The following is a 10,957-nucleotide window of genomic DNA, read 5'->3' on the forward strand; positions in this document are numbered from 1 at the left end:
GCACCGGGAGCAGCCCGCCACTTCGCCTGTCGTGTTTACGTCACCTGACAGGAACTCGCCTCTGACCCAGCTTGTCAGGGGATGACAGCTGATGCCAGCGTTCAGGGGCACCACAGCGCGCACCTGAACGAAGGAGTCCCCCATGTCGCTGTCCGCCCTACGATCTCGCGGGCAACGCCTGTCACTCGCCGCACTCCTCGTCCTGGGATCACTCGCCGCGGTCCTGCCGTCGAGCCCGGCCACGGCAGCGAGCCCGGCCACGGCTGAGAAGCCCCCCGCGGAGCCGGGCCGGCGAGGAAAGATCGCCCCTGAGCTGATCGACCGGACGAGGACCGCCGGCGCGCGTGCCGACGACCGCGTCGAGGCCGTCGTCGTGCTCGGCGCGGCCTCCGGCCTCCGGTCGACGGCCCCCTCGCCGGGCGAGGCGCGGAAGGCCCTGGCCGAGACGGCCGATGCCGTGCAGGCCCCCGTCGTCCGGCTGGTCGAGTCCCACGGGGACCAGGTGCTCAACACGTTCTGGATCAAGAACATGGTCCTCGTCCGGGCTAAACCCGCCACCCTGGAGGCGCTGGCCGCGCTCGCCCTGGTGGACCGGATCATCCCCAACTTCGAGCTCAAGGCCCCGCCCGCGCCGCGCAGCGCCGCGAAAGCCAAGGAAGGGGAATCGGCCTGGGGCATCGAGAAGATCGGCGCCGACCGGGTGCGAAAGGAGCGCGGGCTCACCGGTGACGGCGTGCGCGTGGCGGTCCTCGACACCGGTGTCGACATCGCCCACCCCGACCTCACCGGCAAGCTCGTCACCGACAACGCCTCGGACCCGTCCTACCCGGGAGGCTGGATCGAGTTCGGCCCGGACGGGAAGCCGGTGCCCTCCTCACCCCACGACAGCAGCTACCACGGCACGCACGTGGCGGGCACGATCGCCGGCGGGAACGCGTCGGGCACGCAGATCGGTGTCGCGCCCGGCGCCGAGCTGATGGCGGGCCTGGTCATTCCCGGCGGCAACGGAACGCTCGCCCAGGTGATCGCCGGCATGCAGTGGGCGATCGCGCCGTACGCCGCCGACGGCACCCCCGCGGGGAAGCCCGCCGACGTCGTCAGCATGTCGCTGGGCGCGGAGGGCTACTCCGACGAGATGATCGAACCGGCCAGGAACATCTACCTGGCCGGCGCCTTCCCGTCCTTCGCCATCGGCAACGAGTGCCTCGAAGGAGGGTCGGGCAGTCCCGGCAACGTCTACGAGGCCGTGTCCGTCGGCGCCACCGACGCGGGTGACGACGTACCGGAGTTCTCCTGCGGCGGGGTGGTCCGCAGGACCGACTGGATCGACGCGCCCGCCGAGTGGCCCGAGTCGTACGTCGTCCCCGACGTCTCGGCACCCGGCGTGGACGTGCTCTCGGCCCTGCCGGGCGGCGAGTACGGATCGCTGAGCGGCACCTCGATGGCGACCCCGCACGTCTCGGGCACGGTCGCGCTGATGGTCGAGGCCCGCCGTGACCTCGGCGTCGACGAGGCGCTGGGCATCCTGGCCGGTACGTCCTTCTTCGACGAGCGCTACGGCGAGCGCCCGAACCCGCGCTTCGGCGCGGGACGGATCGACGCGTACGCCGCCGTCGCGGAGGCGGCTCTCGCGAGCGGCGTCCGGGGCGTCGTCACCGACGAGAGGACGCGCGAGCCGCTCGCCGGCGTGACGGTCACCCGGACGGACACCGGCCGGACCGTCGAGACCGACGAGCGCGGACGGTTCGAGGTGCGGCTGGCCGCCGGGTCGTACGACCTGACGCTGTCCAGGTTCGGCTACCGGCAGGAGACGGCCAGGGTCAGCGTCACGGCGAACCGCTTCTCCGACGTCCGCGTCGCGCTTGACCGGACCCGCTGGGGGAGGATCTCGGGGCAGGTGAGCTACGGCCCGACCGGCTCGACGGTGCCGGGCGCGAAGGTCACGGTGCTCGGCGTGCCCGACAGCCTCGTGGCGACGACGGACCTCAACGGCCGGTACACGATCGACGACGTGCCCGAGGGCGACCACCAGGTCGCCGCGGCGGCTCCCGACGTGTCGAGGTCGGAGCCCGCGAAGGTCACCGTACGCGGGACGAAGCCCGCGCGGGCCGACTTCGCCCTCCCCCGGCCCCTGGCCACCGAGCGCGTCTCGGTGACCTCGGACGGCCGCCAGGGCAACGGCGAGGCGTGGTGGCCGAAGATGAGCGCCGACGGCGAGGTGGTGACGTTCGCCAGCCCGGGGTCCGGCTTCGTCGCCGACGACACCAACAACGACCTCGACATCTTCGTGACCGATCTGCGTACCCGGGCGGTCGAGCGGGTCTCGGTGGCCTCCGACGGCGCCCAGAGCGACGGCTTCTCGCTGAGTCCCACCATCGGCGCGGACGGGCGCCTCGTCGGGTTCGGCAGCGGGGCCACCAACCTCGTGGCCGGGGACACCAACGGGCAGACCGACGCCTTCGCGCACGACCGGGAGACGGGGAAGACCGAGCGGGTCTCGGTGGCCTCCGACGGCGGCCAGAGCGACGGGCTGTCCTCGTCCCCCTCGTTCAGCGCCGACGGCCGGTTCGCCGTCTTCAACAGCGACGCCACCAACCTCGTGCCCGGGGACGTCAACGGCCGGACCGACGTCTTCGTCCGCGACCGGAGCACCGGGAAGACCGAGGCCGTCTCGGTCGGGACCGGCGGCGCCACGGGTGACGGGAACTCGCGCGAGCAGTCGATCAGCGCCGACGGCCGCTTCGTCGCCTTCGAGAGCCAGGCCACCGACCTCGTGCCGGGAGACATCAACGGGCACGGCGACGTCTTCGTCCGCGACCGGCAGACCGGGAAGACCGAGCTGATCCCCGCGCCGGACGCGAGGGAGGCGAGCAGCCCGTCGATCAGTGCCGACGGGCGGATGGTGGTCTTCACCGCGAGCGGCGGGCTCGAGGGGTACCAGATCTACGTCCACGACCGGCAGACCGGCACGAGGAGGCTCGCGTCGGCGGCGTCCGACGGGAGCATGGCCAACGACTGGTCCTTCGCCCCGTCACTGAGTGACGACGGGCAGACCGTGGCGTTCTACACCTACGCCACCAACCTCGCCGGCGGTGACACCAACGGGCGGACGGACGTGTACGTGCGCGACCTCAAGGCGGGCACCACCACGCGGGTCTCCGCGGGTCCCAAGGACGTCGAGGGTGACGGCTCGGCCGGCATACCGTCGATCAGCGGGGACGGGCGGTACGTCGCCTTCGAGAGCAACTCCGCCAACCTCGTCGGTGACGACACCAACCGGAAGTCCGACATCTTCGTCCACGACCGGACTCCGGGACCCGAGCCGCGCTTCGCCCTGGCCGGCCTCGACGTCAGCCCGGACCACACCCGCCCCGGCCGCCCGGTGCGGATCACCGCGTGGGTGAAGAACGTGGGAGAGAGGGCGGGCGGGTACGACGCCGTCCTGCGGGTCGACGGCGAGGTCGAACGGCGGCAGACCGTGCAGGTCCGCGCCGACAGGGCTGTGCGGCTCTCGTTCGACGCGCGCCGGAGCGACGCGGGTACGTACACCGTGGAACTGGGCCCGCTCACCGGCCGGTTCGTGGTGGCGGGCCACTGACGGACCGTGAACCGCCCCTGACCGGACGCGGGTGACACCGCTCCGCCATGTGACCTCGCCCCCGGCCGGTCGCGGCGCACCAGCCCGCGACCGGCCGGGGGCGAGGATTCTCCCGCCGGAAAGAGGATTCTCCCGCCGGAAAAGGGGTTGAGCGGGAGCGACGGCCACGAGCATGATCGGCTCATGGATCTCGTCGCGTCCCTGCCCGCCTTCGTCGTCGCCGTCGTGCTGATCTCGGCGTCACCGGGTCCCGCGATGGCGTTGATCCTGCGCCGTGCCGCGCTGCACGGTTTCCGGGGAGCGGTGCCGACGGTGCTGGGCCTGGAGGCCGGTCTGTACGCCTGGGCGCTGTTCGCCGCCGCCGGCCTGGCCGCCCTGGTGGCCGCTTCGGAAGTGGCCTTCGTCGTTCTCCGCGTGGTCGGTGCGGGCTTCCTGCTCTACCTCGGGCTGAAGGCGTGGCGTACCGCGTGGCGGATCCGGGCGGCCGGGCCCGCGCGGGAGTCCGCCGAAGACACGCCGCCCGGCCCGAGGCGGGGCGGCTGGTGGAGAGCCTTCGGCGAGGGCGCCCTCGTGATGCTCGCCAACCCGAAGGCCGCGGCCTTCATGATCGCTTTCTACCCCCAGTTCGTACCGGCCGACCGGCCGCTGTTCTCCACCACCGCGCTCCTCGCGCTCCTGCAGGTGGCCGTCGAGATCGCCCTGTACCTCACCCTGGCGGCGGTGGTGGGGCGCGCGGGCGCGTGGTTCCGCAGGCCCGTGATCCGTCGCCGGCTGGAGGCCGTCAGCGGCACCGTTCTCATCGTCCTGGGCCTGCGTATGGCCGCCGCGACCCGCTGACGCCGCGCGGGCTCGTACCTCCTGCTTGCACCTCCCCTGGAGGGAGGCGCCAGGGTGGGGGCATGGACGGCGACACGCTCTACTCGATCGGTGACCTGGCCCGGCGGACCGGGCTGACGGTCAAGACCGTTCGGTTCTACTCCGACCGCGGGATCGTGCCGCCGACCGGCCGCAGCCCGGCCGGTCACCGCCTCTACGGCATCGACGCCGTCGCACGCCTGGACCTCGTACGGACGCTGCGCGACCTGGGAGTGGACCTTCCCACGATCCGCAGGGTCGTGGACCGGGAGATCTCGCTTCCCGAGGTGGCCGCGGCGCACGCCGAGGCGCTGGCGGTGCAGATCCGGACGCTGCGCCTGCGGCGCGCGGTGCTGACGGCGGTGACCAGGCGCGGGTCCACCCCCGAGGAGATGGATCTCATGCACAAACTGGCAAAGCTCTCCGAGGACGAACGCCGGCGCCTGATCGGCGACTTCCTCGACGCCGCCTTTGGCGGCCTGGACGCCGACCCCGGATTCGCGGGGATCAGGCGCACGATGACCCCCGAACTGCCCGACGACCCCGAACCCGCGCAGGTCGAGGCCTGGGTGGAACTGGCCGAGCTGTCCCGGGACCCGGGGTTTCGCGGTGTCATGCGGCGCCTGGCCGAGCAGCACGCGGCCGAGCGCGCCCGGGACGACGCCGCCGGCCCGCGCCGCGATCCCGTCGCGCTGGTCCGCGACCAGGCGGGCCCCGCCCTGGCGGCCGGTATCGCCCCGGCCTCGCCCCTGAGCGATCCGGTCGTCGCGGCGGTCACGGCACGGTACGCGCACGTCGTCGGCCTCCCCGACGACGCCGGCCTCAGGCGCCGGTTGCTGGTCCGGCTGGAGAGCGCGAACGACCCCCGCAGGGAGTCGTACCTCCGGCTGCTCGCGGTGATCAACGGCTGGCCGGCCCCGGAAAGCCTGACGCCGGTGCTCGACTGGTTCATCCAGGCCCTGCGCGTCCGGACACCGGCGTAGCGAGCTGCTCACGACGGCGTCACCGGACCGGTTCGCCTCACACGGCCTCGCAGGGTCGCGTTCGGACGGCAGGCTGCGTGAGACGCCGCTGTGTCGGCGGAACATGAGACGCGAACCGGACAGGGACGGAACGAAGACGGGCGAGACCGCGAATGCCAGATTTCCGGATGGAACAATCAATGCATGGCACGCTTCAAACGGCTCACCGTCGAGGAAGCCCGCACCCTCAGCCGCGAACAGCTCCTGCCCCTGATCGAGCACGAGCAGAAGCACTGGTATCGGCTCATGAACCACATGGAGATGCGGGCAGGTGACGACGACGCGTTCAAGACCTTCAACGAGATCATGCACATCGTCATCGGCCCCGGCCATTCCGCCCCCGACGCGCTCGCCCGCTTCGGGGACGAGTCCCGCGATCGGGATTACTGGACGAAACCGCTCGGCGATCTCGGCGATCTCTGACCCCGGGCTCCTCACCGAACGACGCGCAGCTTCGCCGTTCTGGTCGCCATGTCATTCCAGCCATTCCCGCGGCCGGCCGGAATTCCCTTCGGCTCCTATGCCTGATCAGAGTGGCACGGGATTCGCGCCGGGAGCGTAGCCCTTGAATTCTCGGTCCCCGGAATGCTTCACCACCTCGCTGGTCGAGGATGGGGACGACGGCTGACGCACTCCCGGCCGGGCGTCCCGCAGAACCGTACCGGCCGGTGCCCGCAGAGGCTATGCCGGCTGGTAGCAGCAGAGCCGTCCGGTTCGCAGTGTCATGCGCAGTTCCTCGCCGAGGACCGGGTCGGCGGCGGCGATGCGGTTGACGGCGCGCCGGAGGGCCTTGCCGACCGAGACGCGGGCGCGTTCCTCGTTGCCGGTGAAGTTCCGGGTCCGTCCGGCCAGACCGGTCGCGGACGCCAGCTCGTCGATCAGCCAGTCGCGCTCGTCCCGCAGCCGCTCGGCCCGGACGACGTCGTTGGCCGACTCGTATCCGTCGATCTCCTCCTGCAACAGTGACAGCCGCTTGCGGTAGGCCCTGATGGCCTCCTCGTCCAGGGCCGGCTGGGCGGTGCCGGCGTCCACGGCCGCCCCGTCGCGCGGTACCGGGCCCGCGGCCAGCTCGATGGCCGGAATCTCGTATCGGGGGTTGGCGAGCAGGATCGCGAGGTAGGCCATCCCCAGGCTGTGCTCGACGTGCGCGCTTCGCGAGCCCAGCCCGATCCTCCACCGGCGGCCTTCGCGCCGGCACTCCATGAGGGGTCGCCGCCCGCCGTGCCCGGCGGCGGTGGCGGCGGTGACGGCGGCGTGCGGTCCCCTTCCACCGGGCAGGACCATGCCCAGCTCGGCCGCCTCGCTCGTGGCGACCTCCAGTTGCCGGCCCGCCTCGGCGGCGTCCCCGGTCCCGGCCCGGAGCACCAGCGCCTGCGCCCACCGCACGCGCGACAGGACCGCCGCCGGCCAGTGCCCCATGGCCAGATTGCCCCGTACGGCCATCTGCAGATGCTCGGCCGCCCGCTGGGCGTCGCCCATGGTCAGCGCGGCCACGCCCAGCGCGTGCCGGGCGGAGCCGAAGCACGCGACGCCGAGACTGGCCACCATCGGAAGCCTGGCGAACGGGCCGAGCAGCTCGTAGGCCGCCGCCGAGGCCTCGGTGTCCCCCAGCAGGTGCGCGGCCTCCACGACGCCGTGCATGGTCACCAGCCAGCTGCTGGATCGGGGCAGCAGGGCCAGATCGCCGCCCCGCAGCCGCGCCAGCGCGCCGGCCGCCTGCCGGTGGTCTCCGGCGTTGGCCGCGGCGACCGCCAGCGCGGCCAGGTAGGAGTTGTCCACGGCGCTGAGCGTCGGCGAGTTCACCTCCTCGGCCAGCATCGGAACCAGCTCGGCGATGCGGCCCTGGTACCAGCGGATGGCCACCATCTGCGCGCCGTACCAGCCGGCGGCGTCCGCGTCGCCGGCCCGCCTTCCCCGTTCGGCGCAGGCGGCCGCCTCGGCCTCGGCCTGTTCCAGCCGCCCCGCGCGGATGCCGAGCATCACATCGATCGCGCGCACCACGAACCCGATCGCCAGGTGGTCCTGCTGGGCCAGCAGGCCGCGCAGTTCCGCCAGGTGGCGTTCCGCGTGCGGGTCCGCGTCGAGAACGTGGTCGACGGTGCGCCACAGCAATCCCATCAGCAGATCGCCACGGCACGAGGTCCGGAAGCCCGCGGCGATCAGTTCCCGGGCGAGCTCGTGCCGCATCTCGCTCTGACCGGGACCCAGCAGGCAGTGGTGGGCCAGGCTGACCGCCTCGGTCCACGCCGTCGGATCGCCCGTCCGCCTGGCCTCCTCCAGCGCGGCGAGGACGGCGGTGTGCCCGCCCGACCGGTAGTCGGCCTCGGCGGCCAGCCGTACCCTGAGCCGAAGCGCCGGTAACGACCGCGGGTCCACCACCGACAACGCGTGCCGCAGACGCGCCTCGATCGACGCGGCGGCCATGACACCACGGTGTTCGTGCACCCACAGGCCGGACAGTCCCAACGCCGCGAGGGCCATCGCCTGACCGTCGCCCTCGCTCTCGGCCGCGCGGTACGCCGCGTCGAAGCACTCCCGGCTGGACCTCAGGTCACCCTCGACGCACCGGGCGTGTGCCCCGGCGAGAAGCAGCGACCCGCTGTCGCCCTCCGCCGGCGCCGGCGTCATCCCGTGGTACGGCAGGCAGCCGCCGGTACGGGACCGGCGGGACACGGGGCCTCGCCACCCCCTGTCCGTTTTGTCGTGGGCCGGGTCATGGACCAGGACCGGTGGCCGGCGATCCACGACGGGCGTCAGCTCTCGGTGAGGCAGGACGCATGCCCCGCCGGGCCGGCGGGCGAGGCGGGGGCCGCACGGTCGACGGCGTCCGTGGCGATCTCCACAGCGGCGGGCATGTCGGGACTCCTCGGATCGGTGTGCGATCAGGCTGCCGCCGGGCGGTTGCACTCGTCTTGCAACATCCTTGCGTGCGAATCGCCGTACCCGCCGCATGACCTCACCGGGGTCCGACCCCCCGTGGCACCCACCCCCGGCCCGGTTTCGCGGTCTCGGCGACGCCCCGCCGCGACCGCCTCACGGGCTCCGGCCGCCCGGGCCCGCGGGGCGGCCACCACCGGCCCCGCCCCCGTGGCCTTCCGGCCGCTCACCAGAGGGTGGCCCCGCGCCCCCGGCCCGGGATCCGGGATCAGTAACGGCCGTGCACCGTGTTCGTCCTCTTCGTCATGCGGGAGTATCCGGGGGCGTTGAAGACGACCTTGGCGTAGATCTCGTCACCGGCTCCCTCCAGCGAGGAATCGTCCTCGTCGAGGAGAGAGCACCGGATCGTGGGGGCGGAGATGATGATCAGCCCTCCCCCGTTCCGATCCGATCCCGCGCTCAACTGCGCGTTGCCCGCCTTGTACAGCCGGTTGTCGTAGACGGCGTCCTCGCCCCAGATCTCGACCTGAGCCGTCGCGCCGTTGTCGACCAGGTACTGCGCCTGGGCCTGCGTCATGCCGACCTTGCCGAAGGTGAGGACCCTGCAGCCGGCCGCCTCCTTGGTGATCGTCAGCCGGGCGGTCAGGGCGCCGGGTACGTCGGCGGCCTGGGCGGGCGCGGCCGCGAGACCCACGGTCAGCGCCGTGGCGGCGCCCAGCGCGGCGGCCAGGCGGGCGACTCTCTTGACTGCGGACATCATCGTTCCTCCGTTGTTCATCGGGGCTGGGACCGACGCGACTGCTTGCGCGTCCTGACGTAGCGGTTGGTCGCGGGAAGCCAGCACGCCACGACGGCCAGCAGCGCGCCCAGGGTGGCCAGGGCGGCCAGGAATCCGGTGATCGGGGACACCATGTCCGTGAGGTCCCGCAGTCCGAGAAGGACGGCGACGGGGGTGAGGACGCTCAGCGCGACCCGGGCCCACGTCCTGCCGTCGCGGACGGGCAGCAGGAGCAGGACGAAGATCACCGCGAAGAAGAGCCAGACGTACGCCCGAGCCTGGAGGGAGCCGAAGGCGGCCTCCACCGCGGCGTCCACGACGGAGCCCACGGCATCCGAGCCGACCTCGACGCCGAGTTCGTCGTGCACGTAGCTCCGCAGCAGGCTTCTGCCCGCGATCAGGGAGACCGCCGCCGACGACAGCATGGACGCCGCGGCCACCGCGGTGGCCAGGGTCGCGGCCAGCAGCGTCCCCGGCCTGCGGGGTTCGTACGCGGTGCCGCCCGCCATCTGGCGTGCGGTGGGAATGTGCTCACTCACTTGTGTTCCTTTCGATGGTCTTGTGTGGATCACCTGCCGTACGGCCCGCTCTCCGTGCGGAGAGAGGCCGGCGAAGGCCCCGGACCGGGCAGCCTGCGAGGTGTTCCCCGGCTCGCGTCTCGGCCCGGATCACCTCGGCGCCCGTGGAACGCGCCGATCTCCCCTCGGGAGAAGGGCTGACGAGCCGGACACCCCTAAGGTGTTCCATCCGGTTCCACCGGTCGTTCCATCGCGAGCCCGCCGCTCCTCCTCGCCGGGCTCAGCGGCGCCCTCGGCCTGGCAGGAGGAATCGAGCGGGGAACGACCACCGACGGCACGCGCCGCCCGCCGGCCGGCTCGGCGAGGCACCGCGGACCCGGCGCCCGGGCCCGGAGCCACCCGACACCGTTCCCGGAAACGCAAGAGGCTCTGACCTGTCGACACAGGTCAGAGCCTTTATCAGGGTCCGTCTTCGAACAGGTCTCGCCCGAAGCGGTGACGACGCACCGGTCATGACCACCGTCGCCGACGGCCGGCGTCACCCGTCCGCCGCGTCACCGTCCTCCCTGACCTCCCAGCGCAGCAGGTCGCCCGGCTGGCACTCCAGCACCTCGCAGAGCGCGGCGAGCGTCGTGAAGCGCACCGCCTTGGCACGGCCGTTCTTGAGCACCGCCAGGTTGGCGGGCGTGATACCGACGCGGTCCGCGAGCTCGCCCACGGACATCTTCCGCTTGGCCAGCATCACGTCGATGTCGACGGTGATCGGCATCAGATCACCTCTTCCAGCTCGGCCCGCATCCGCGCCGCCTCGACGTCGCGCGCGACGGCCTGGGCGAGCAGCATCCGCAGCACGAGCACGATGAGCGCGACCCCCAGGATCGCCACGACGACCCCGCATATCAGGAGGACCACCCCCGGGGCGACGGGTTCGCCGGGCGCCAGGAGGACCGCGTACGCGAACACCACGAGGGCGGCCGCCACGAGCGCGCCGATCACGATGTGCACGTACCGGAAGGCGGCGTGGGAGAACACGGTTCCGCGTCGCACCATCGTCACGAGCCGCCACACGCAGACCAGGACGACCTGGACCGTCACGACACCCAGGACCGTGATCACGAGAAACGGGGTGCGCAGGTACGCGTAGTCCGGGTTGAGCTGCTCCATGTCGATGGCCAGCAACGGCACCATCACCGCCTGTACGAACACCGAGCCGGCGAGCAGCACCACGAGCACGGCGCGCAGCGCGAGCACTGTCAACTTTCCCATCGTCTCCCCTTCAATCGACTAACGATGGGAATGTATCGATATT

Annotated in this window: 9 protein-coding genes; 4 read left to right on the forward strand and 5 right to left on the reverse strand. The window is 72.2% G+C overall.

What is annotated here, in order from left to right; translation table 11 throughout:
- The first annotated feature begins 142 nt into the window (after window positions 1-142).
- From ACVCAG_RS09820 to ACVCAG_RS09835, 4 genes are all read left to right on the forward strand, one after another.
- Window positions 143-3,598: a S8 family serine peptidase gene (locus ACVCAG_RS09820; protein ID WP_447189752.1), complete on the forward strand. Its 3,456-nt coding sequence runs from the start codon at window positions 143-145 to the stop codon at window positions 3,596-3,598.
- Window positions 3,599-3,781: 183 nt separating this feature from the next.
- On the forward strand, window positions 3,782-4,435 hold the full coding sequence (locus tag ACVCAG_RS09825) for a LysE family transporter (protein ID WP_440085061.1): 654 nt from the start codon (window positions 3,782-3,784) through the stop codon (window positions 4,433-4,435).
- Window positions 4,436-4,497: 62 nt separating this feature from the next.
- Window positions 4,498-5,436 (forward strand): MerR family transcriptional regulator, encoded by a 939-nt coding sequence (locus ACVCAG_RS09830; protein ID WP_440085062.1) that lies wholly within the window; start codon window positions 4,498-4,500, stop codon window positions 5,434-5,436.
- A gap of 183 nt (window positions 5,437-5,619) precedes the next feature.
- Window positions 5,620-5,898 carry a hypothetical protein gene (locus ACVCAG_RS09835; RefSeq protein WP_440085063.1) on the forward strand — a complete coding sequence of 93 codons (279 nt, stop codon included), beginning with the start codon at window positions 5,620-5,622 and terminating at the stop codon, window positions 5,896-5,898.
- A gap of 258 nt (window positions 5,899-6,156) precedes the next feature.
- Here the strand turns inward: ACVCAG_RS09835 and ACVCAG_RS09840 are convergent, their stop codons facing one another.
- The 5 genes from ACVCAG_RS09840 to ACVCAG_RS09860 form a co-directional block, all read right to left on the reverse strand.
- Window positions 6,157-8,148, reverse strand: a complete 1,992-nt coding sequence (locus ACVCAG_RS09840; protein WP_440085064.1) for a hypothetical protein — start codon at window positions 8,146-8,148, stop codon at window positions 6,157-6,159.
- A 472-nt stretch (window positions 8,149-8,620) separates the two neighbouring features.
- The gene (locus ACVCAG_RS09845; protein ID WP_440085065.1) at window positions 8,621-9,109 is read right to left on the reverse strand and encodes a hypothetical protein; all 489 of its coding nucleotides are present in this window, start codon (window positions 9,107-9,109) and stop codon (window positions 8,621-8,623) included.
- A 17-nt stretch (window positions 9,110-9,126) separates the two neighbouring features.
- On the reverse strand, window positions 9,127-9,669 hold the full coding sequence (locus ACVCAG_RS09850) for a hypothetical protein (protein ID WP_440085066.1): 543 nt from the start codon (window positions 9,667-9,669) through the stop codon (window positions 9,127-9,129).
- A gap of 517 nt (window positions 9,670-10,186) precedes the next feature.
- Complete coding sequence (locus ACVCAG_RS09855) at window positions 10,187-10,417, reverse strand: helix-turn-helix domain-containing protein (RefSeq protein ID WP_440085067.1); 231 nt, start codon at window positions 10,415-10,417, stop codon at window positions 10,187-10,189.
- Complete coding sequence (locus ACVCAG_RS09860; protein WP_440085068.1) at window positions 10,417-10,914, reverse strand: DUF2975 domain-containing protein; 498 nt, start codon at window positions 10,912-10,914, stop codon at window positions 10,417-10,419. The genes ACVCAG_RS09855 and ACVCAG_RS09860 overlap by 1 nt, the downstream gene beginning before the upstream one ends.
- Between the last annotated feature and the right edge of the window lie 43 nt (window positions 10,915-10,957).

The sequence above is a fragment of the Streptosporangium sp. G12 genome, assembly GCF_052983175.1.

What these genes read in the sequence shown, in the direction of transcription:
- ACVCAG_RS09835 (WP_440085063.1), top strand. Translation starts at nt 5,620, where the DNA reads ATGGCACGCTTCAAACGGCTCACCGTCGAGGAAGCCCGCACCCTCAGC.
- ACVCAG_RS09825 (WP_440085061.1), top strand. Translation starts at nt 3,782, where the DNA reads ATGGATCTCGTCGCGTCCCTGCCCGCCTTCGTCGTCGCCGTCGTGCTG.
- ACVCAG_RS09860 (WP_440085068.1), bottom strand. Translation starts at nt 10,914, where the DNA reads ATGGGAAAGTTGACAGTGCTCGCGCTGCGCGCCGTGCTCGTGGTGCTG.
- ACVCAG_RS09855 (WP_440085067.1), bottom strand. Translation starts at nt 10,417, where the DNA reads ATGCCGATCACCGTCGACATCGACGTGATGCTGGCCAAGCGGAAGATG.
- ACVCAG_RS09845 (WP_440085065.1), bottom strand. Translation starts at nt 9,109, where the DNA reads ATGTCCGCAGTCAAGAGAGTCGCCCGCCTGGCCGCCGCGCTGGGCGCC.
- ACVCAG_RS09830 (WP_440085062.1), top strand. Translation starts at nt 4,498, where the DNA reads ATGGACGGCGACACGCTCTACTCGATCGGTGACCTGGCCCGGCGGACC.
- ACVCAG_RS09820 (WP_447189752.1), top strand. Translation starts at nt 143, where the DNA reads ATGTCGCTGTCCGCCCTACGATCTCGCGGGCAACGCCTGTCACTCGCC.